Raw genomic sequence first — 20,512 nt, 5'->3', positions numbered from 1 at the left:
CTTGCTAGCGAATAGGTTAACCATTGCCGCACAAGGAATACTGACCTATAAAATAATCCGTAAAAATTTCACCACCAACGGAATTAAAAATATGAACATTACTAAAACCAGAATTTATACCATCAGCCTCGGCTGCCCCAAAAACAGGGTAGATACAGAAAGAATGCTCGGCGCATTCGGCGATAACATGATCGCAGCATCCAACGCTGAAGAATCGGACCTCGTATTGATAAACACCTGCGGATTCATCGGCCCTGCTACCGAGGAATCTGTGGATACCATCCTTGAAGCTGCCGATGCAATAAAAGACCTGAACCCGCGCCCGGTTCTGGCTGTAGCCGGATGTCTGGTCAGCCGCTACGGCAAACTGACGGAACAGATGCCGGAAGTAGACCTCTGGCTCTCCACCCATGAACTGGACCAATGGCCTGCGCTTGCCGCCAAGGCCCTCAGCAAAGAATTTCCCGTAGTGCACCAGCGGGTCATCAGCACCGGCCCAGCTTATGCTTACCTTAAGATAAGTGAAGGCTGCTCCCATTCCTGTAGATTCTGCACCATTCCCTCCATCCGAGGCCCCCATGTGAGCCGCAAACTGGACGGTCTTGTGGAAGAAGCCCGCTACATCCTTGATCAGGGTGTACCTGAACTGGTTATTGTGGGACAGGATACCACAGCTTACGGTTCAGACCTTGACGATAAGGAAACAAACCTGCGTGCCCTGATTGAAAAGCTGCTCCCGCTCAAGGGAATGGAATGGCTGCGGCTGATGTACCTCTATCCCGCAGGCCTGACCGATTCCATGCTTTCATTCCTTGCACAGGCTGGAAAACCGCTGCTGCCCTATTTTGACATTCCCATCCAGCACGCCCACCCGGATGTACTTTCATCCATGGGCCGCCCCTTTGCCCGCGATCCTCGCAAGGTTATTGATCGGGTCCGCAAGCATATTCCTGATGCGGTTCTGCGTACCAGCATCATCGTAGGCTATCCCGGCGAAACCGAGGAGCACTTCAATACGCTGGTTAATTTTGTGAAGGAAACACGCTTTCAGAACCTCGGCGTATTCGCCTACCAGCCGGAAGAAGGAACCCCGGCCGGAGACATGGAACAGCTGCCGGAAGAGCTGCGCGAAGAGCGCAGAGAAATACTCATGGAAGTCCAATCTGAAATCAGTCGTGAAATCCTTGAAGCGAAAGTAGGGGAGACAATTCAAGTGCTGGTTGAAGAGCCCAACGAAGAATGGCCGGGGCTGTTCAACGGACGCGTCTGGTTTCAGGCCCCGGAAGTGGACGGCATTACCTACGTCAGTGCTCCTGAAGACGGCATGGAGCTGGAACCGGGCATGATGGTTGATGCTGAAATAGACAATGTCACGGATTATGATCTGGTGACTCTGGTTAAATAAAATTAACCGTATCAATGTAATAAACCAAAAGGCTGGAACAACGTGTAGAAATATACGTTAGTTTCAGCCTTTTTTACAATGTTTACTGTGCAGACTGCGCCATGTAGATGGAGACATTCCGACATTTTTACGGAAATTGTCTCGCAACGCAGTGGATGAACCGAATCCTGTTGCTGCCGCTATTTGTTCAACTGACATATCACTAGATTCCAACAGCGATTGTGCCCAACGGACACGAGCCTTGACCAGCCATGTCATTGGCGGCTCCCCTGTCTGGTCTTTGAATTTACGATTCAGGGTTCTTGTGCTCATACAAGCGTGCTGTGCAAGCTCTTCCAATGACAACTCCCTATGCAGGTTTTCGGAAAGCCATAGTTGCAATCGGGCAAGATTGTCATTTTCCTGCGGCGAATACCGCTTAATGATCTGGGCGTGTCCCGCTTCGCGCTCAATGGGCATAACAAAGAAATTGGCAATTTTTTCTGCCGTAGAAACTCCATAATCCTTTTTTATCAGATGCAGACACAAATCCAGCCCGGAAGATAAGCCCGCTGAAGTAAGTATCTGTTCATTATCTACAAACAGAATATCAGGATGAAAGGTTATCTCAGGATAACGTTCAGCTAAAGGCTTTACGATCTCCCAATGCGTAGTAGCCGAAAGCCCGTCGAGCAATCCTGCTGCGGCAAGCAGGCATGCCCCGGTGCAAATTGAGGCTATCCTTATACCGGCAGCAGCGGCCTTGCGTAACTGCTCCAAAACAACTTCGTCAGCATATGAAAGTGCGTCATGAATTCCCGGAATGATTATGGTGTCGGCTTGTTGAAGCCTTTCAAGTGACGAAATCCCGGTAATACTGAAGTCCTGACTGGAGACAACGATGTCAGGGCCGCAAAAGAAAGTCTTATATGGTCTGCACCCGTCAGCCAATGAGACCAGCGGAAACATCTGATACGGAATGCTTATATCGAAAAGGACAAAGGCCGGCAGAGCAAGTATTGCGATATGATGAATGTCTCTATTTTGTTCCACGTTTCCATCTCTACTGGTCGTTATTAGTTTGCTTATCCGAAACCAACCTTTAATTAATGGCAACATCAGTTACAAGAGCAGGACTGGCTAAATTGTAATTGTGGCAAGATTATTTCGGTTAATGACTCTTTGACCGATATCAGCTCAAAGGAGATATGGATAGTTTCTTTGGAAATCAAACCGACCAAAGGAGCTATTCATGAATCGACGGACTTTTTCTCTGTCTTGCCTCGGAGCTTTGGCTGCTCTTGCCGTTCCCATAACCAAAAGGGTAATGTCACCGGACACGGCGCATGCATCTGAAGCGCCGCAAGCAGATCGCGACCCGAACAAACCTCATATTTCATTCTTGCTCTACGAAGGAATGACCGCGCTTGATCTCATTGGACCTGCGGAGGTCCTGACCGGACAAGGATTCTCAGTAGATTACGTATCCAAAGACAAAAAGCCGGTATATGCCGAAAGCAGGTCCAACCGCCGGCTAGGTCTTGTTCCCACTGCAACTTTCTCCGACATCAATACCACGGACATTCTTTGTGTTCCGGGAACAAGCAATCCTTATATTCAGATAAAGAAGAATGAGATGGTGGAATGGGTTTCAATGGTTGGCCAAAAGGCTCAGTGGGTTACCAGCGTATGTACCGGTTCCTTTATTCTGGGGGCGGCGGGCTTACTCAATGGCTATAAGGCAACTTCACATTGGGCTCTTGCGCAGGAACTAGCTTACTTTGGAGCCAATCCGGAATTAGAGCGAGTTGTCCATGACCGTAACCGTGTAACCGGAGCAGGCGTTACTTCCGGGATAGATTTTGGACTAGTGCTTCTTTCTCTCTTGATCGGCGATAAAGCGGCACAAGCCAAGCAGTTGATTCTGGAATATGATCCGCATCCCCCGTTTAACAGCGGATCACCTAAAACCGCCAATCAAGAATTAATTAAAACTGTTCAAAAACAATATCAAAATTATCTCAAGCAGGTTGCCCCTGATTCTGCCAATTTGTTAAGGGAAAAAGCGATCCAACTTGGAATCAAAACCCAACAGGGATAAACGCTATTTTCCACTTCAAACAACAGCTATAACTTCAGACTCTCGTGCAAACAAAATCCCCCTGAAACATACGCATCAGGGGGATTTTTCCATCTATAGCTGAAATTCTTTTTTACATATCTACAATTTCTACTTCGCGATTTTTAAACTCAGGCAGGGCTTCATAAGAGGCAATAATTCTGGCCCCCTCTCCCACGTAACGGCTGATCTCATCCACAAGGTTGCTGCGCTGGCAAAACACATTTTCCGGTGAATAAGTCATGCCGCTTTTGCCTTTAAGCTCAAGTGAAAACTTCAATCCGGCCTGCGGGGTCATTTCTTTCGGTCCCTGATCAGATTCCTGTCCGGCTACAGTAAGCACTGCCTTATGTAAAACTTCCCGGTTTTCCCAGAAACTTTTGTTCAATCTTATGATTTCACCGTTACTGAATTCAAGTTTCGCAGGAGAAATTCCTTTGGAGAATTTGTATCCGGAAGAAAGAACAGGACGAGGCGCTTTTCCACCGATCGAATAGATCGCATAGGTACCTAATGCGGCAAAAGCTGCAAGCCCGATAAAAAGGAATATGATTTTTTTTACTTTGCTATTCAATGCCACCAACCTGCTTCTTAACGATAACTTAATATTCGAGGAAACAGGTTATTACCGAATTAAGGCACAGCAATCAAGCATGTACGTATTATAAACTCTTAACTAGCTGTCATTACAGCGAACAATCTTCGCATCAGCTTGTTCTTTGCGCTCATAAGCTGCGGAGGCCTCCACTGCAGCGGCCCATGAATCAAAACGCCCAAAACGCACGCAATACCATTTACGGTTGTTTGCGGAAGGGATCTCGACCACATAAGCCTCATACCCCTGTCCGGCAAGGCGATTACGCACCTTGGCTGCTGATTTATGCTTGCGGTTGGAACTGACCTGTACTGCATAGTTGACGGGCTTAAGTCCGGCACTGATCTTCGGTGCAGGCTTACCCCTCTCGGCAACAACAGAAGCTTTGCTGCCAGCGGGATTGCCCTTCTCGCGCACATCAAAAAACTGCCATGCAAGCGGTCCGTCCAGAGGACGGGAGTAAATCAGGTACTGTCCTTCACCATCGGACATGAAATTAAAAATATCATCCTCTTCCACTTTCATGGAAGAAACCACCCGACCGTCACTGCGGTCGATAACCTGCAAGCGCACAGCCGGATAAACTCCGCCTTCTTCCATGGCAAAGGAAATAGTGGAATTAACGTCAAAGACAGCAACACCTTGACGTTTTTTAGATTTGGTAACGATGTTCAACCCTTTGTACGACGGGGACTCAGTACGCACCGGCAGGGGCAGGGATAAAACCGGATCCCCGTAAAAAAGCAAATCATAAACCGGAGAAAGACTTTCTCCTTTGACCAGATTCTGGGCAAACTGGGCCCGGGCCTCGATAAGGGCATCACCAATGCGGTGTTTACCGCTGAAATAGGCCTTATGGAATTCCATAAGCAAACGAGGTGTCCCGCTGGAATCAACCCGGAAAACGCGTCCGTTATCAAGTTCAGCGCGAATATCCCCTCCACTGTTACATCCGGTCATCATTGCCAGCCCTCCGCCGGAGGAAAGCACCACAGCTTCCGCCGGAGTCGGCATGGTTGAATTCAAGGCAGCAACTTCACAGGAAGGATTGAGCACCACAGGCAGACCCGGCTTATATTCAAGTTCCATTATCGCCGAAACCGGAACAATTCCTTTTCCGGCCCGAAAACCTTCGGAAGTGGCATCAAGAGCCAACCATTGCACCGAGACATCATCCTCAGCCAAAGACTGCGCCAACCTTTGTGGAGTTGCTCCACCTGCTGCACCGAGATACCGTATCGCCTCAGGGCCTGCGATACCTTCCTGCTGCAGATTGAAAAAGAGAAGCTCGGAATCGGAAAGGGACTGAGCGGAAAAGCCCTCCCCTCCTATAAATGAAACCGGCCATGCCGGGCGAAATTCACGGTCTCCGTACCAGCGTTCGTATTTTGCAGCCACACCCTCAGCCTCGGCACAATCGCGGGCCGGAATCCTTCCCACCGGAAGCATATTCTCCGGAGCAGAGTCCGAGCCTCCGAAACCGTAATCGGAAAGATGAACTTTAGCCCCGTTACCGTCACTGAAACCGGCTGTCGGAACGATGTTCCGGTTACCGAGGATGAGCACGGACATAATCTTGCCGTCTTTATTTAACTGGGCCACCTGATCCTGAATACCGGAAACGACCTTATCCGCAGACTCGGCAGTTCCATTAGTCGAAGGCACCTTGACGATAACCGACTTCACCCCTTCAAATTCACGATGCAAATAGGAAAAATAACGGGCCGCACGCATGAAGTCAGCCGTGCAGACAATCACGTTCTGCTTTTCTTCAGTGTAAGGAGCAGAAGAAACCCTGATCGGATCGGGAGACGGCACGACCACAAGTTCTGGCGCATTACCCAAACCTTTAATCTTACACCCTGAAATCAGAACCATGCTCAGCAAAACCAGCAGGGGGATAAAAATTTTCTTCAGCTTATCCATTTTCCTTCTCCCTGCCTTTTGCGACTTTCCGTGAAATTTCATCCCAAACCATCTTAACCGTAATATCTGTCATACATTTATGATGCTTTTCCGGGCAGCTTTTACCGCCGTGAAGTCCGCAGGGCCTGCATTTCAAATTATCAGGACTTTCCAGCACAGTAGAGTCAACGCCGCGCGGAAAAAAACCAAACCTGCGCACGGTCGGCCCGAACATAGCCACGACCGGGACCTTCTGAATCCATGCAATATGCATGGGACCGGAATCGTTGCTCAGGTAGACATCCAACTGCCGAATATGCGCAGCCAACTGCTGCAAGCTAAGTTTACCGGACAGATCTATAACCTTCCCGGTCTGCTCAACATGCGCAAGAACTGAACGACAGAGTTCCTTTTCGTCAGGGCCGCCAAAAAGAATTACTTTGAAACCTTCATGAATACACTTATCGATCACCCGGGCAAAATTCTGCTCCGGCCACTTCTTGGTTTCCCAAGTTGAACCTGGGTGAACGCCGACTACCGGACCATCTCCCAAACCCCTGAAAAATTCTTCGGCTTCACTGATCTTGGCAGCGGGGAGCTCAAGCATTACATCGGGGGCAGCACCTGAAATCCCCAAAGGCTCACCTAGAGCGAGCAATCTTTCCACCTCTGCCAACTCATCAAAACGCCTCTTCACAGTCTTGGAATAAACAAAACGGTTATACCAAGGAGCATCATATCCGATACGATCCTTGATCCCGGTGGACATGGAAACCACAGCAGAGCGCATACTGGTGTGTGCGGAAATCAAGAGGTCAAAGCCCTGTTCTCCAAGATCTGCACCAAAAGAACGGGCCGCATCCATGCCCTTCTGTGCACCGCGTTTATCAAAACCGTACACCCCGGTAAGTTCCGGCTGGCCTTCAAATAATGGTTCAACACCCTTACGCACAAAAAGATGAATTTCAGCGTCAGGAAAACGCAAGGCAAGAGCCTTGATAAAGGGCAGGGTCAGCACTGCATCGCCAAGGAAAGCAGTCTGCCAAAGGGCTATTTTTTTATAGTTATTTTTCATGGTTGATGCGCTTCGCGCTTTAATTATCTTATTTTGCCTCCGGCGGCTTAAGACCTTTTTGAAAATGTCTTAAGAATCCCAAAAACTTTTATCGTGGCTTCTCCGCCTAGGCATAAAATTTTATGTAATTAGAAAAATATCTTTCCAGCTATGGAGCTGACAATCAGGATTACTCCCACTGCCACGGTGACCAGCATTTCAGGATACGGAGTAGTCCAACGGACTCTGGCTCCGAGAGTCTTTTCAAAGCGGTAAAACCGGAAGGCTGCACTGGTTAGAATCACCATTCCCGAAATAATGATAAAAATGCCGAGGAAGTTCATTTCCTTGAGCATTATCTCCGGAGTTCCGGGCAACATTTTCGCCATATACAATCTGGCCTTCTCAATCACAAAACCGAATCCGAACAACCCCAACGCGGTCCGGCACCAAGCCAGAAAAGTCCGTTCATTAGCCAGCAATGTGCGCATTCTGGCTAGTTCGTTGTTGTCCAGCAATTCCCTGTCATGTCCAGCCATTTGCCAACTCCGGATTTTCTGGTCTACACTTCTTGATCTTGAATATATATGCCTATAATCTGTAATGAGAATGCGGGCAACATTGTTCGCGAACTGGAACAACTTCCGGCCCCCAGCCGATTTCGGCAGGCCGCATCATAAAGGATCGAAAATGAAATACATCATGTTTGAGGATTTTTCAGGCGACCCGCTGCCCATACTCATCCCCAACCGTATCGGATACCTCGAATTCAGGGAACAGATCCCCTACACTAAAGTACTTTCCGCCGGATATGTGCAACTGCGCCCCACCGGAATTACCTGTCACGGCGAAGCCAAAGAACTCAACGCAGCAGCCCGCGAAGAAGATGCAAAAATCATCTCGGATAAGCTGGAGGCACCGGAGTATTAATCTACTCCCAATACGCAGACTAAAAATGGGCGGTTCCAACTTGATTGTCGGAACCGCCCATTTTTTTGATTCTTCTAGTATTCGTACTAGTCGTACTTAACCGCACTGATCTTCATCAGCTTGTCCCATGTGTGGACTGCTTCGATGTGACGTACGGTCCCGGTCTTGCCGCGCATGACCAGAGAGGTGGTTTCTGCGCCGTAGCCGAGGTAGCGTACACCGCGCAGAAAAGTACCGCCGGAAATACCGGTGGCTGAGAAGAAAATATCATCACTCTTGACCAAATCATTAACGGTCATGACATTACGCAGATCGTAGCCCTGTTCTTCCAGCGCATTCTTTTCAGATTCGGACTGGGGATCAAATCTGGCGAACATTTCACCGCCCATGATGCGGATGGCGCAAGCGGAGAGAACACCTTCAGGAGTTCCGCCGGTACCGATCATAACATCGACCGGGCTGCGCGGATCTACAACCATGAGTGCACCGGCAACGTCACCGTCAGTGTGCAGCTGGATACGTGCCCCTGCATCACGAATTTCCTGAATCAGGCCGTGGTGACGGGGTTTTTCCAGAACAAATACAACGAGGTCGTCAACGTCCTTATTCAGGGCCTTGGCGATTTTGACCAGGTTGTCTTTAACCGGAGCGTTGATGTCGACCATATTCCTTGCGGCAGTGGGAACAACCAGCTTCTGCATGTAATAGCTGGGGCCCGGATCAAGCATCATTCCGGTAGGAGCAACGCCGACAACAGAGATAGCGTTAGGGCGTCCGTATGCCAGCAGGTTGGTGCCTTCAACGGGGTCAACGGCAACATCCATACCGGAACCTTCGCCAACGCCAAGCTTCTCGCCGTTGTAGAGCATGGGTGCATGGTCTTTCTCGCCTTCACCGATAACAACTGTACCGCTGATTTCAAGGCTGTTAAAACTCAAACGCATAGCATCGACTGCTGCCTGATCACCTGCGTTTTTATCACCCCGGCCCAGCCATCTGGCGGAAGCCAGTGCTGCTGCCTCGGTTACCCTGACAAGGTCAAGAGCCAAATTTCTCTGGGGAGCTTCCATTTATCTGTCTCCAAATGAGTGAAGTAAATTGTTTAAATTCCGAGTAACAATGCATATGCCCATTACATAAAAAGGAGCGCCAGTCCAGCTTTCATATACTGATCCAGCGCCCAAGAATACCAGACGGACGACAAAGTTCCAACTGCAAGATACAGAAAAAACACTGTCGCAATGCATAGTTAGAAGAGAGATGATTTCAATGTTTTCCGCAATGATGTAACAGATGGAGCTTTCGAGACAGTCTAGAGTTGATTTTTTGGGCATGCGAGCTTATTAAAGAAAACATCTAAACTTTTTTTAGAGCAATTGCCTGTATCTTTACTGCTATCACTTTGGGCAAAAACATTAAATATAAAGAACTTCGACCTGAAAAAATGCGCAAATTTTTTATTCCAAACCTGATTATGGCACTATTCCTTGCAGGACTGCTTGTTTCTGTTATCCCTGCCAGTGCATTCGGAGCCAGCATCAAGGATGATTTCACCATTGCCTGGAAGCAGTTCCATGCTCTTTCAAAAAACCAGAAAAAAGCCCAATACCGCTCTGAGTGGGAAAAAGTCGGCAAAAATTTTCGCAATGTATTCAAACGGTCCACCCGCGGCCAATACGCTCCCAAATCGCTCTATTACCTCGGCCGCACATACGAAGAGCTTGGCAACCGCAGCGGTATAAAAAAAGATTTCCGCACTGCTGTTGATTACTACGGCCGCATGATTTCAAATTTTCCTTCCCACCAGTGGACGGATGACAGTATTTTCCGCAGGGCTGAAATCAGGCTGCGAAAACTGAATGAAAAAGATCTCGCCTACTCAGACTACCTGACCATCGTACACAGATACGCCAAGTCAGACATGTATTCCATGGCCCGCAAGCGTCTGGACTCCATGGACCGTAAAGGTGTTACAGGTAAAAAGACCACGCACAAGAAGCCCTCGGGAACCATCATCCCGGCTAAAAGCGATTCTCCAAAAAGCGATACAAAATCTACAAGTAAGGCCAAGCTGCTTTCCGTTCGTTACACCAGCAGTGAAAGCTACACCCGCGTGGTTCTCGATCTCGATGAAGAGGTCCGCTACCGTTATCAGATCCTGAATCCGAACCAGAGCGTGAATCGCCCGCACAGGCTGTACATCGACCTTGAAAACACCGTTCTGGGCAACGGAGTGCACAAGGCGACACACGTTGCCGACGGAATCCTTAAGGATATCCGCTCCGGCCAGCGCGACCCGCGGACTACACGCGTAGTTCTGGATTTCAATTCCATGCAGGATTACAAAATCTTTCCGCTGGAGAACCCTTTCCGACTGGTCGTCGACGTTCAGGCACCGGAAGAAGGAAAGGTCGTGGAGAACAAGAGTCCGGTTCATTCTTCCGCACCCAAAGAATCCAAGCCCCAAAAATACACCCCTCCGGCAAACAGCAAAAAAATGGCCGGAGATCTACTGGAACAACTGGGGCTGACCTTCAAGACAATCATGCTTGATGCCGGTCACGGCGGTAAGGACCCCGGTGCATCCGCCAACGGACTCAAAGAAAAGGATATCAACCTGCGTTTTGCCAAGATTCTGGCTGCCAAACTTAAAAAAGCCGGATTTTCGGTGCTGTACACCAGAAGTACAGATGTATTCATCCCTCTTGAAGAACGGACCGCCATGGCCAACATCAAGAAGGCTGACATGTTTATTTCCATCCACTGCAACGCGCACCGCAGCGCCAAGATCAACGGTATTGAAACATACACCTTGAACCTTGCCCGCAACCGCAATGCAGTCCGTGTTGCTGCACGGGAAAACGCCGTTTCCGCCAAGAGGATCAGCGACCTGCAGGTTATCCTGACCGACCTGATGCTCAATTCAAAAATGAAGGAAAGCAAGGATCTGGCGAATAACATTCACTCCGGATCACTCCAAAGCATTCGCAAGAAATGGTCGGTACACGATCAAGGTGTGCGCGAAGCACCATTCTACGTACTCATGGGTGCGAAGATGCCCTCAGTGCTTATTGAACTGGGTTATCTGACCAACCGCACCGAAGCCAAGCGACTTAAAACTGACAGCTACCTTTCTTATATTGCCGACGGCATCGTAAAAGGTGTATTAGAATACAAAAAGCAGATTGAAAGGTATGCCAGCCTTTAGCATGACCAACCGCTAATACCAGTTGCAGGAAGAATCATGATAAATCTTGATATCCCGGGATTTGCAAAGCTCGAGATTGAGCACATTGTTCTGGACTACAACGGCACCCTCGCCCTTGACGGCAACCTGCTCCCCGGAGTCGGCAAGCTGATCATGGAATTATCCGAGGATGTGCAGGTGCATGTGCTCACAGCAGACACCCTCGGACAGTGTGAAGAGGAACTTTCCGGCCTGCCTGTAAAAATCCACATCATCAACGGCAGCCCAGAAGACCAAGCCAAACTTGACTATGTAAACACCCTTGATCCGGCCAAATGCGCCTGCATCGGCAATGGAAGGAACGATATGCTCATGCTCAAGGAAGCAGCCCTGAGCATCATCATCTCCGGGGCCGAATGCATGTCCATGAAAGCCGCCCGCGCCGCCGATCTCGTAGCAACAGACATCTCCAACGCACTGGGCGTTTTTACCCACCCTGTGCGCTTGCTGACTACTTTAAGAAATTAAGAAAGCCTCCGGCGGCTAAAACCCTTTGAAAAGGGTTTAGAATCCCAAACTTTTTTAATATGGCTTCGCCGCTTCGTTCTGAAATTAGTATTAAATAAAGCCCGCAATCTCTTGAGAGGTTGCGGGCTTTTGATTTTTAATCTCAGCAAATTGACCATACAACCTCTCACTGATAAGCATTAGCGGCCAAATAAGGTTAGGGGGTCTAAATTTGTGAAGAATGAGGTTTGTATGACAAAATGGATATTGAAAGTGATGATGTTGGTGATGATGGTGTGTATGTTACCGTCTTGTATGAAATATAAGCCCTGCCCGGACCCATTACCACTAGACATTCAAAAGCACAGCCGTAAAATGAACGGCGCGATACGGCATGTCATAGCAGCTTACGCTCCGGAAGAAGCTCAGGTAGGGAATAAAGTTGAGTTCAAATATGAAGACCCGAAAAATTATAGAGACAGGGTGTCTTACGGGATAACTTTCAAAAAGACATGGGAGAATCTGGCCATTCATGCTGTTATAAAGTCCGGGGCATTTGATCAGTCCTCAGATAATGACCTTATGCTGGAGATTGAAATTAAAGAATTATACGCCCCTGAAGTTAACGACTACATACTATATAATACAGCAAATTATGACGCCCACGTCACCGCACGCTATACAGTAAAAAACGAAATCAATGGTGAAGTAATTTTTAGTAAGGATTATTCGGCAATAGGGTCATGCGACAAATATGACTCTGGAGACCTATGGGAGTGTGCAGCCAATCCCAACATTATGGTAGCTCTGGATAGAGCCATCGTAAAAGTGAACAACCAATTTGCCAGTGATATGCTGAATGTCAAAGTTCCTGCAACTCAGCAAGCCAAATCCGTAGAAGGTAAAGCACGCTTTCTGGCCGGAACCAGTGCTATCTCCGCAGAATTCTCCAAACGCATAGCCGAAGCGAGGTATTCAAGGTATTATACTGATAATTTTGACCGTTCCCTTGCTTTGTCAGAATTCGAAAAAATGCTGAAGCTTCGGGTAGTCGGTTCCGGGTTGTACATGGACAAAGAACCACAAGGACACAAGATTTCAGCAGTTATCATGGATAAAGGCTTCCAGGAAAAAACACTGTTCGGAGATGATCCATATACTGAAATAACAGTAAAATACACTGTTATTTCTTCAAAGAAGAAACAAGATGAAAAGATAGTATACAATAAAACAATTACCAAAAGAATTGAGAAAACCATTGGCGACACCGACAATGAAATCCCAAGTTTATGCCACTGTTTTGGGCTGAGCTTAGATGAGTTCATGGAAGACATGCGCGAATTAGCCAAGAAAAATCCGGGAATATAATGTCCAATCTTTTCGCAAGAAAAGCTTTAAAATAAAGCCCGTAATCTTTCACAGATTACGGGCTCTTAAATTTCACATACGCAACTTAATCACTTATTCGTCTTCGTCCCCGAATAAGTAAAAGCTTTCTTATCCATGGTCCAGTAAGTCCCACGGTCAATTCCGAACGCGTTACCGCAGGGGCAGTAGACCTTACCGTCACGCTCTTCAGCATTCCAGATCTTCTTAATCCGTTCCTTATGGCAGCGATGGACCTCGCCCTGACCTATCTTATAGTATTTCCAGAGCTTACGCCTGCAGGATGCACATTTCATAACTAACATGAAAAAAGCATAGCGGATGAACTGCAGCGAGTAAACAAGCAACAAAAAGCCTGCAATATCGCGATCGATACTGCAGGCCTAATTTCAATATACTTTTAAAGACTAAGCAAAACTAAAAGCGTTCACACCCTTGGACTGAATATCCTTCAAGACAATTGCCGCCTTTGACAGCACATCATCAAAAGATCCGTTCTCACCATTACTGATGGTAAAAGAAGCACTGACCATGAACCTGTTCCCAGCTGAAACAATCTCCGAGCTGGCAAGGGCAGCCTTAACCGAACTCAGATCGCGCTTTAAGGCATCAAGGTCATCGGCGAGAATATAAAACCCGTTATCACTGCGAGAAGTCAGCAACCAGCCGAGAGACTGCTGATCAAGCAGGGAAGAAGCCTTTTTCATGGCTGCAAAACCGCCATCCCAGCCGAACTGGCTATTGATAGCCAACATGTTGTCAACGTTGAAAGCAGCCACAACCGGGATTTTACCCTCTTTCTTTGCGCCTTCAAAAATGTCACGTCCCTTATCAATGAAAAAGCTGAGATTGAAAAATCCGGTCAGGGGATCGCGGCTGTAAGCATCCTTAATGGAACGAATACGCTCAAGTTCATTGAGATTGTTGGTTACACGCCATGAGAACTCTTCCACTTCAAAAGGCTTCTTGAGAAAGTCATTTGCCCCGCGCTTAAGAAATTTAGCGGTGATTGCCCCGGAATCATGGGCAGAGACACCAAGGATTGCCATCTGGTCACGGCTATGGGTCTTACGTACTTCGCTGACCAGTTCAAAACCGTCCAGATTTGGCATTTCGTAATCAGTGAGCAGCAGCTGCACATCAGGGTTGTTCCTGATCAATTCAAGGGCCTCAGCTCCATCTTCTCCGGCCAGTACGGTAAAATTAAGGCGCTCCAGCAGACGCTGCATGATTTTACGGGCAGTGGAGTTGTCTTCGGCAATAACAACCTTGATCTCATGGTTGGAATGAATACGGCGGATGAGGTCGACCATTTCTTCCAGATCTTCACGTCTGGATTTATTAAAGTAGTCCAGCACGCTCTTCTCAATAAAGCGGTTACGAATTTCCTCATCAAAAGTAGAAGTAAGAACAATGCAGGGGATCTTGCGGGAAAGGACGTAATCCACCGCCTCACCGTCGGGAGCACCTTTAATATTCAAGTTCAACACCGCGATGAATACATCATCACCATTATCAGCGAGCCTGCTTTCAAGCTCGTCCATGGAATTGACAACAATGGTGTCAAAAGGTGTTATGGATTCTATATGTTCAGTAATAATTCTTGCCTGAGTGTTGCTGTTTTCAACAACAAGAACACTATTCTTCACTGTCTGGCCGGACATGCTGCCCCCTTTAATTTCATTTTATAGATAGACGAATAGAAGAAAGATACACTTTGGTAAAAGATTTAGGCAAGTCAAATCATTGAGAGTGCATTATAAAAATGTAAAATCATGTCACATTCAGAGAACTACTTCTCCATAATCGGAGTTGAGTAAGATTCAATAAGTTCATCAGTGTCAATTGGCTCAGGCGGGAATTCACTGCTACGAGATATGGCTTCATCCTCTTTCCGCTTCTGCTCAAGATGCTCATCAAGATCCCTGGTTGCATTGCGGGGGACTTGAGATTCTTGATATTCGTTCACATTTGCCCCTAGGACAGCCACCCCGACCACAGCCGCAGTTCCCCAAATGCACCCGGAACAGAGCAAGGGTAAAAATAATAAATAAATAAAAGCGAGCCTGATTCTAAGCAAAATATTTATCTCTTTATCTCCGAAAAAACAGTCAGGTAAATCAAGGAGAATTCTTAATATTAATTAATCTCCGTACAGCGGTACACCTGCAATGCAAAGACCGCAAACATTTAAATTCATCATGTGTGTAAGTGCTTATGGGTAATTCTGCGCATTACTGGAAACAATATTATAAATAAAAATTTTTGCAAAATAACGTTCGGTATTTTTTTCATTTTTCGAAATTTATCTGTTTTGAACATGCTTTTTCAATGTAAAATACTCAACCGGATAATAATTTAATACTACCACTCATGTATCTTTCATTATTATATAAAAATCCTCATAAGATTCTCTTTAATGTATTTGACAGCTACTACAAAGTACTTTATCCCTATTTCTTCCAACGCCAAGTTAGTTAAAAAATAATCCTCAAAGGAGATTCCAAGTGGAAGATTATCTGAAAGAAGCTTTGGAAATAGTCAAAGCACAAGCAAGCGTAAGAACCATGAGTGAAGAAGAGATGACTTCCATGGTCCGCAAACTCTCTGCCGGCATTCAGGCCATTGCTGAAAACACCATCCCCGCGCAGGAAGAAGCTCCCGCATGCGAGCCCAAAAAATCCATTAAGGAAAAATCCATTGTTTGCTGTGAATGCGGAAAATCCTTTAAGATCATTACCAAGAAGCACCTTGCTTCCCACGGTCTTACCTCTGATGAATACCGTGAAAAATACGGCCTCAAGAAAAAAACTCCTCTGGTCTGCAAATCTCTGCAGCGTGAACGCCGTAAAAAGATGAAGGAAATGAAACTCTGGACCAAACGCGGTAAATAGAGTTTTTAAAGCACATTTCCATTGGTAGAAAAGCGCGGTAAGTCTTAAGGCTTTCCGCGCTTTATTTATACATCCCGCAACCCTTCATCCATCCCTTTTCACAACTTGATTTCTGTTTTATATAAAAAGACGAACCTGATGTTATCAACATGATCCGGGCAGACACATCCATATGAACAGAAGAACATTCCTGAAATCCATATTCTCGATATCCGCCGGCGCAGGGCTGTGCGGATTTTCCAGCTTTGCCGGAGCGCAGGAAATAACCCGCGCAGTGGAAGAAAAAGACCTGAAGGATTACCTGCACCGCATGGCCAACTTCGATACCCCCCAGCCCGGTGACATCATCCTCAAGGATAAAGACTTGAAGCTGCTTAAATCTTCCTTGAGCAGGCTGCGGAAAGTGCAACGCACTGTCGGATTCGGTAATTTTTGTGTACTGGACTTTGATGACACATTGAAATTAGGTCGTGACTATTCTTCTATCGGTTCATTCAACAAGAAGGAACTGGAATTCCTAGATAAGACATTTCATTTCGACGCTCATAATTACGGATTTTTCGGCGAAAAGCCTGTGGATAAACTGACTGCATCCATCTCCCGCAAGGAGTTGGTTAAAGTTCCACGCACCGGTAATTTTCTCTACCGTGGTGAACCGTACAATAAATATCTCAAAATCCGTAAGGAACTGGGCAACAATGTGTACCTTACTTCCGGGGTACGCGGAGTGGCCAAACAGTTCATTCTCTTTCTTGCCAAAGCCGAAGCAAACGGGGGCAACCTTTCACTGGCATCCCGTTCACTGGCTCCTCCGGGCTACTCCTACCATGGAGTGGGTGATTTTGATGTCGGGGAAAAAGGACTTGGAGCAGCCAACTTCAGTGCGCTTTTTGCTGAGACAGGAACCTGCATCAAACTGCGTGAACACGGCTATCTGCAACTGCGCTACCCCGAAAACAACCTGCTCGGAGTGCGCTTTGAACCATGGCATATTAAGGTTTAACTAAAGGTTTTTATTTTTTAGGACGATACAGAAAATACATGTATAGCTGGCGCGTTTACTTTGTGCTCAAAAATGGCTAATTGTAATTCATTGATGGGTCACATGAACGATAACTGAGACGGGTTTAATCAGCATGAGTAAAATTCTGCAGCAGGACGAGGTTGATGCTCTATTAAGGGGCCTTTCCGGTGGAGAGGTTGAAGCGGAGCAGGACATACCGGATGATGATTCCGGTGTTGTCTCCTTTGACCTTGCCAACCAGGACCGCATTATCCGCGGTCGTATGCCTGTTCTTGAAATCGTTAACGACCGTTTCGCACGTCTGGCAACCAACAACCTTGCCAACACCATGCGCAAAAGGGTCGACATCAACCCTATTTCCATCGACATGTCCAAGTTCGGGGACTTCATGCGTTCCCTGCCCGTTCCGACATCTCTTTCAATCTTCAAGATGGATCCCCTGCGCGGTAATGCCATCCTCGTTGTTGACTCCCGTCTGGTATTCGCGCTGGTGGAAAGCTTTTTCGGCGGTTCCGGTTCTCAACCCAAGGTAGAAGGTCGCGACTTTACGCCTATTGAGCAGGCCATTGTAGACCGGGTGGTAAAAATCGCCCTGTCCAACCTTGAAGACTCATGGCGTCCAGTACATGAAGTTCACCTCGAACTGGTTCGTTCCGAGGTCAACCCGCAGTTTGCGGCTATTGTTCCTCCTTCGGACGTTGTTGTGGTCATCACCTTTGAAGTTGAACTGGAAAACGCCATCGGTTCACTCATCGTCTGCCTGCCTTACTCCACTCTGGAACCCATCCGTTCCAAACTGCACGCATCATTCCAGTCCGAACGTCTGGAAATCGACCATGTCTGGGTCAGCCGTTTCAAAGAAAGACTTCTGGAAACACCGGTAGATCTGCTGGTCCGCCTCGGCAAGACCAAAATAACCGGTCGCCAGTTGCTCAACCTTGAAGAAGGCGACCTTTTGCTGCTCGATACTGACGAAGAAGACCTTCTCGAATGTGAAGTGGGCGGAGTCCTCAAATATCTCGGTTCCCCCGGACGGGTTAAGGCCAACCGCGCCTTCCAGATTGCCCAAGCCATCGAACCGAAGATGACATAGGCGCACAGCGCATCAACAAATCTGAACTTTCTTGACTCACGCCGTGGGCCTGCCTACAATCCATAGGTTGACCTGATGTATTTCTTTATTCTCTTGAAAATAAAAGGCGCCAATGACCCAAATAACCGGACTAGTACTTACATATAACGGCGAAAGGCTGCTGGATGAATGTCTACAAAGCCTCTCTTTCTGTGATGAAATACTGATCATCGACTCCGGATCAACGGACTCAACCCTTGAAATCGGGCACAAACACAATGCCCGCATTGTCCACAACGACTGGAACGGAGCTATTGAACAGCATAAATTCGCACTTACCCAAATCACGACACCGTGGGTAGTGACCATAGATCAGGACGAAATAATATCACCGGAACTGCGCGACTCCATAACCGCCAAGCTGCAGAATCCTGATGATGTGGACGGCTATTACTGCCCGCGCCGCTCATGGTATCTGGACCGTTTCATCATGCACAGCGGCTGGTACCCGGATAAACTTTTCCGTCTCTACAAAAAAGACTGCATCACCATCGGCGGCATCAGGCCCCACGAAGAATTACGCCCCAAGAACAGGTCCGGTGAAATTACAGGGGACATCATCCACTACCCGTATGATAATTTTTTCCAGCATCTGGACAAAATCAACAGCTACACTCAGGATGCTGCAGAAGACCTTTATTCACGGGGCAAACGCAGCTCCCTCGGATCAGCACTGGGGCACGGATTTGGCAAATTTTTCAAACAGTATATACTCAAGGCAGGCTTCCTTGACGGACGGGCCGGATTCATAGTCGCACTGCACGGCTTTTTCTATACTTTTCAGAAGTATATCCGACTGGTTGAACTGGAAATGAAGGACAAGAAATGATTAAAGAAGACAAACCGCAAATTATTGAACTGCCCAAGATTCTGGATAACAGAGGCAACCTTACTTTTATTGAAAACAGCCGCCATATTCCTTTTGATATCAAAAGGGTGTACTATCTATACGACGTTCCCGGCGGTGAAACCCGCGGAGGTCACGCCCACAAGCAGCTCAGGCAGTATATTATCGCTGCTTCCGGCAGCTTTGACGTGGTTCTGGATGATGGCAAAACCAAGACCAAGTTCTCCTTGAACAGATCATACTACGGCCTGTACATCCCGACCATGACCTGGCGTGAACTCGAAAACTTCTCCTCCGGTTCCGTATGTCTGGTGCTGGCCTCGGAATACTACGATCCGAGCGACTATTACTACAGCTATGATGAATTCATAAAGGCGGTTAAAGAAAATGAAGCAAATCAGATTTCTTGATGTAGGCTGGACTTACCAGGCACTGGCCCCGAAAATGGACGCTGCAGCAAAGCGGGTTCTTGAATCGGGCTGGTTTATTCATGGCGACGAAGTAAAAGCTTTTGAAAAGGAATTCGCCCTCTACACCGGAGCAAAGCACTGCATCGGCTGCGGTAATGGCCTTGAGGCAATTGAACTGGTCCTGCGCGCTGCCGGAGTAGGTCCCGGCGACGATGTTCTGGTGCCTTCCAACACCTTTATCGCCACATGGCTGGCGGTAACCCGTACCGGAGCCAACATTGTTCCGGTTGAACCATTGGAAGCAACATACAACATGGACCCGGCCAAGCTCGAAGAAGCTTTGACTCCGGCAACCAAAGCCATAATCCCGGTCCACCTCTACGGCCAACCAGCAGACATGGACCCGATCATGGAATTTGCGGAAAAGCACAGCCTGTTTGTAGTCACTGACGCAGCACAGGCCCATGGCGCGGTTTACAAAGGCCGTATGTCCGGCACACTGGGCCACGCAGCGGCATTCAGCTTCTACCCCGGTAAGAACCTCGGTGCTTTCGGTGACGGCGGGGCCGTTACCACCATGGACGACAAGATTGCCGAACGGGTACGTAAGCTTGCCAACTACGGCTCAACTGAAAAATATGTCCATGAATGCAAGGGCTTCAACAGTAGACTCGATGAAATGCAGGCCGCGTTCCTGCGCGTCAAGCTTGATAAGCTGGACAACTGGAACTGGACCCGCAAGACTGTAGCCAGCATATACCTTGAAGGACTCAAGGACACCCCGCTTATGCTCCCGGTCGTCGGAGAACAAATCCAGTCTGTCTGGCATCTCTTTGTAGTTCGCTGCAAGGACCGCGACGGACTGATCAAGCATCTTGCTGAAAACAAGATTGAAGCCTCCATTCATTACCCTACTCCCCCTCACAAGCAGGGAGCTTACAAGGAAATGGAGAATCTTTCCCTGCCCATCAGTGAGGCAATCCACAGCGAAGTGCTTTCCCTGCCCATGGGACCGCACATGACTGAGGAAGACGCCCAAAGGGTTGTGGAAGTTGTGAAGGCCTTTTTTTAGCAGCCCCAATTATTAAAAATTAAAGGCGGAGAACCATGACCGGTCCTCCGCCTTTTTCTTTCATAG

Annotated in this window: 21 protein-coding genes; 12 read left to right on the top strand and 9 right to left on the bottom strand. The window is 47.7% G+C overall.

From position 1 onward, the window contains the following. Window positions 1-91 precede the first annotated feature (91 nt). Window positions 92-1,405 carry a 30S ribosomal protein S12 methylthiotransferase RimO gene (gene rimO / locus ACKU40_RS16895; RefSeq protein ID WP_320173956.1) on the top strand — a complete coding sequence of 438 codons (1,314 nt, stop codon included), beginning with the start codon at window positions 92-94 and terminating at the stop codon, window positions 1,403-1,405. Between the two features lie 63 nt (window positions 1,406-1,468). Here rimO and ACKU40_RS16890 read toward each other — a convergent pair whose 3' ends face one another. Further along, complete coding sequence (locus ACKU40_RS16890; RefSeq protein WP_320173955.1) at window positions 1,469-2,437, bottom strand: helix-turn-helix domain-containing protein; 969 nt, start codon at window positions 2,435-2,437, stop codon at window positions 1,469-1,471. Between the two features lie 199 nt (window positions 2,438-2,636). Here ACKU40_RS16890 and ACKU40_RS16885 point away from each other — a divergent pair, with 199 nt between their 5' ends. After that, the gene (locus tag ACKU40_RS16885; protein ID WP_320173954.1) at window positions 2,637-3,485 is read left to right on the top strand and encodes a DJ-1/PfpI family protein; all 849 of its coding nucleotides are present in this window, start codon (window positions 2,637-2,639) and stop codon (window positions 3,483-3,485) included. Between the two features lie 112 nt (window positions 3,486-3,597). On the opposite strand, the gene ACKU40_RS16880 is transcribed toward ACKU40_RS16885, so the two are convergent. The 4 genes from ACKU40_RS16880 to ACKU40_RS16865 form a co-directional block, all read right to left on the bottom strand. Continuing rightward, window positions 3,598-4,077, bottom strand: a complete 480-nt coding sequence (locus ACKU40_RS16880; RefSeq protein WP_320173953.1) for a hypothetical protein — start codon at window positions 4,075-4,077, stop codon at window positions 3,598-3,600. A 102-nt stretch (window positions 4,078-4,179) separates the two neighbouring features. After that, window positions 4,180-6,024, bottom strand: coding sequence for a C25 family cysteine peptidase (locus ACKU40_RS16875; RefSeq protein WP_320173952.1), 1,845 nt, complete (start codon window positions 6,022-6,024; stop codon window positions 4,180-4,182). Continuing rightward, window positions 6,017-7,078: a glycosyltransferase family 9 protein gene (locus ACKU40_RS16870; protein WP_320173951.1), complete on the bottom strand. Its 1,062-nt coding sequence runs from the start codon at window positions 7,076-7,078 to the stop codon at window positions 6,017-6,019. Before ACKU40_RS16870 ends, ACKU40_RS16875 begins: the two co-directional genes overlap by 8 nt. A 128-nt stretch (window positions 7,079-7,206) precedes the next feature. Next, complete coding sequence (locus tag ACKU40_RS16865) at window positions 7,207-7,596, bottom strand: DUF202 domain-containing protein (RefSeq protein ID WP_320173950.1); 390 nt, start codon at window positions 7,594-7,596, stop codon at window positions 7,207-7,209. A 151-nt stretch (window positions 7,597-7,747) separates the two neighbouring features. Between ACKU40_RS16865 and ACKU40_RS16860 the strand changes: the two genes are divergently transcribed. Beyond that, complete coding sequence (locus ACKU40_RS16860; RefSeq protein WP_015853436.1) at window positions 7,748-7,987, top strand: hypothetical protein; 240 nt, start codon at window positions 7,748-7,750, stop codon at window positions 7,985-7,987. Between the two features lie 86 nt (window positions 7,988-8,073). Here the strand turns inward: ACKU40_RS16860 and glpX are convergent, their stop codons facing one another. Further along, complete coding sequence (gene glpX, locus ACKU40_RS16855; RefSeq protein ID WP_320173949.1) at window positions 8,074-9,057, bottom strand: class II fructose-bisphosphatase; 984 nt, start codon at window positions 9,055-9,057, stop codon at window positions 8,074-8,076. Between the two features lie 374 nt (window positions 9,058-9,431). Between glpX and ACKU40_RS16850 the strand changes: the two genes are divergently transcribed. The 3 genes from ACKU40_RS16850 to ACKU40_RS16840 all read left to right on the top strand — a co-directional run bounded on the left by ACKU40_RS16850 (window position 9,432) and on the right by ACKU40_RS16840 (window position 13,049). Next, window positions 9,432-11,195 carry an N-acetylmuramoyl-L-alanine amidase gene (locus ACKU40_RS16850; RefSeq protein WP_320173948.1) on the top strand — a complete coding sequence of 588 codons (1,764 nt, stop codon included), beginning with the start codon at window positions 9,432-9,434 and terminating at the stop codon, window positions 11,193-11,195. Between the two features lie 36 nt (window positions 11,196-11,231). Beyond that, on the top strand, window positions 11,232-11,702 hold the full coding sequence (locus ACKU40_RS16845; protein WP_320173947.1) for an ATPase P: 471 nt from the start codon (window positions 11,232-11,234) through the stop codon (window positions 11,700-11,702). A gap of 231 nt (window positions 11,703-11,933) precedes the next feature. Continuing rightward, window positions 11,934-13,049 (top strand): hypothetical protein, encoded by a 1,116-nt coding sequence (locus ACKU40_RS16840; protein WP_320173946.1) that lies wholly within the window; start codon window positions 11,934-11,936, stop codon window positions 13,047-13,049. 89 nt (window positions 13,050-13,138) lie between these two features. Here ACKU40_RS16840 and ACKU40_RS16835 read toward each other — a convergent pair whose 3' ends face one another. The 3 genes from ACKU40_RS16835 to ACKU40_RS16825 all read right to left on the bottom strand — a co-directional run bounded on the left by ACKU40_RS16835 (window position 13,139) and on the right by ACKU40_RS16825 (window position 15,036). Then, the gene (locus ACKU40_RS16835) at window positions 13,139-13,372 is read right to left on the bottom strand and encodes a hypothetical protein (protein ID WP_320176393.1); all 234 of its coding nucleotides are present in this window, start codon (window positions 13,370-13,372) and stop codon (window positions 13,139-13,141) included. A 102-nt stretch (window positions 13,373-13,474) separates the two neighbouring features. Beyond that, a complete protein-coding gene (locus ACKU40_RS16830) occupies window positions 13,475-14,731 on the bottom strand; it encodes a response regulator (RefSeq protein WP_320173945.1) in 1,257 nt (418 codons plus the stop codon). 128 nt (window positions 14,732-14,859) lie between these two features. Continuing rightward, window positions 14,860-15,036 (bottom strand): hypothetical protein, encoded by a 177-nt coding sequence (locus tag ACKU40_RS16825; RefSeq protein WP_320173944.1) that lies wholly within the window; start codon window positions 15,034-15,036, stop codon window positions 14,860-14,862. Between the two features lie 538 nt (window positions 15,037-15,574). Here ACKU40_RS16825 and ACKU40_RS16820 point away from each other — a divergent pair. The 6 genes from ACKU40_RS16820 to ACKU40_RS16795 all read left to right on the top strand — a co-directional run bounded on the left by ACKU40_RS16820 (window position 15,575) and on the right by ACKU40_RS16795 (window position 20,446). Next, window positions 15,575-15,961, top strand: a complete 387-nt coding sequence (locus ACKU40_RS16820) for a MucR family transcriptional regulator (RefSeq protein ID WP_320173943.1) — start codon at window positions 15,575-15,577, stop codon at window positions 15,959-15,961. A gap of 172 nt (window positions 15,962-16,133) precedes the next feature. Continuing rightward, on the top strand, window positions 16,134-16,964 hold the full coding sequence (locus tag ACKU40_RS16815) for a M15 family metallopeptidase (protein ID WP_320173942.1): 831 nt from the start codon (window positions 16,134-16,136) through the stop codon (window positions 16,962-16,964). Between the two features lie 133 nt (window positions 16,965-17,097). Further along, window positions 17,098-18,078, top strand: coding sequence for a flagellar motor switch protein FliM (gene fliM, locus ACKU40_RS16810; protein ID WP_320173941.1), 981 nt, complete (start codon window positions 17,098-17,100; stop codon window positions 18,076-18,078). A 112-nt stretch (window positions 18,079-18,190) separates the two neighbouring features. Further along, a complete protein-coding gene (locus ACKU40_RS16805) occupies window positions 18,191-18,946 on the top strand; it encodes a glycosyltransferase family 2 protein (RefSeq protein WP_320173940.1) in 756 nt (251 codons plus the stop codon). Further along, window positions 18,943-19,374, top strand: coding sequence for an FdtA/QdtA family cupin domain-containing protein (locus tag ACKU40_RS16800; protein ID WP_320173939.1), 432 nt, complete (start codon window positions 18,943-18,945; stop codon window positions 19,372-19,374). The genes ACKU40_RS16805 and ACKU40_RS16800 overlap by 4 nt, the downstream gene beginning before the upstream one ends. Next, on the top strand, window positions 19,352-20,446 hold the full coding sequence (locus ACKU40_RS16795; RefSeq protein WP_320173938.1) for a DegT/DnrJ/EryC1/StrS family aminotransferase: 1,095 nt from the start codon (window positions 19,352-19,354) through the stop codon (window positions 20,444-20,446). The genes ACKU40_RS16800 and ACKU40_RS16795 overlap by 23 nt, the downstream gene beginning before the upstream one ends. The last annotated feature ends 66 nt before the right edge of the window (window positions 20,447-20,512 follow it).

The organism is Maridesulfovibrio sp. (assembly GCF_963666665.1).
In the GTDB taxonomy this organism is placed as follows: Bacteria; Desulfobacterota; Desulfovibrionia; order Desulfovibrionales; family Desulfovibrionaceae; genus Maridesulfovibrio.
This window is presented reverse-complemented; position numbering and strand designations above follow the sequence as displayed.

Bases quoted from the DNA above. Each gene is read 5' to 3' on its own strand.
- ACKU40_RS16795 (WP_320173938.1), top strand. From the start codon at position 19,352: ATGAAGCAAATCAGATTTCTTGATGTAGGCTGGACTTACCAGGCACTG.
- ACKU40_RS16845 (WP_320173947.1), top strand. From the start codon at position 11,232: ATGATAAATCTTGATATCCCGGGATTTGCAAAGCTCGAGATTGAGCAC.
- ACKU40_RS16885 (WP_320173954.1), top strand. From the start codon at position 2,637: ATGAATCGACGGACTTTTTCTCTGTCTTGCCTCGGAGCTTTGGCTGCT.
- ACKU40_RS16835 (WP_320176393.1), bottom strand. From the start codon at position 13,372: ATGTTAGTTATGAAATGTGCATCCTGCAGGCGTAAGCTCTGGAAATAC.
- ACKU40_RS16805 (WP_320173940.1), top strand. From the start codon at position 18,191: ATGACCCAAATAACCGGACTAGTACTTACATATAACGGCGAAAGGCTG.
- ACKU40_RS16875 (WP_320173952.1), bottom strand. From the start codon at position 6,024: ATGGATAAGCTGAAGAAAATTTTTATCCCCCTGCTGGTTTTGCTGAGC.
- ACKU40_RS16850 (WP_320173948.1), top strand. From the start codon at position 9,432: ATGCGCAAATTTTTTATTCCAAACCTGATTATGGCACTATTCCTTGCA.
- ACKU40_RS16860 (WP_015853436.1), top strand. From the start codon at position 7,748: ATGAAATACATCATGTTTGAGGATTTTTCAGGCGACCCGCTGCCCATA.
- glpX (WP_320173949.1), bottom strand. From the start codon at position 9,057: ATGGAAGCTCCCCAGAGAAATTTGGCTCTTGACCTTGTCAGGGTAACC.
- ACKU40_RS16800 (WP_320173939.1), top strand. From the start codon at position 18,943: ATGATTAAAGAAGACAAACCGCAAATTATTGAACTGCCCAAGATTCTG.
- rimO (WP_320173956.1), top strand. From the start codon at position 92: ATGAACATTACTAAAACCAGAATTTATACCATCAGCCTCGGCTGCCCC.
- ACKU40_RS16870 (WP_320173951.1), bottom strand. From the start codon at position 7,078: ATGAAAAATAACTATAAAAAAATAGCCCTTTGGCAGACTGCTTTCCTT.
- ACKU40_RS16815 (WP_320173942.1), top strand. From the start codon at position 16,134: ATGAACAGAAGAACATTCCTGAAATCCATATTCTCGATATCCGCCGGC.
- fliM (WP_320173941.1), top strand. From the start codon at position 17,098: ATGAGTAAAATTCTGCAGCAGGACGAGGTTGATGCTCTATTAAGGGGC.
- ACKU40_RS16840 (WP_320173946.1), top strand. From the start codon at position 11,934: ATGACAAAATGGATATTGAAAGTGATGATGTTGGTGATGATGGTGTGT.
- ACKU40_RS16865 (WP_320173950.1), bottom strand. From the start codon at position 7,596: ATGGCTGGACATGACAGGGAATTGCTGGACAACAACGAACTAGCCAGA.
- ACKU40_RS16830 (WP_320173945.1), bottom strand. From the start codon at position 14,731: ATGTCCGGCCAGACAGTGAAGAATAGTGTTCTTGTTGTTGAAAACAGC.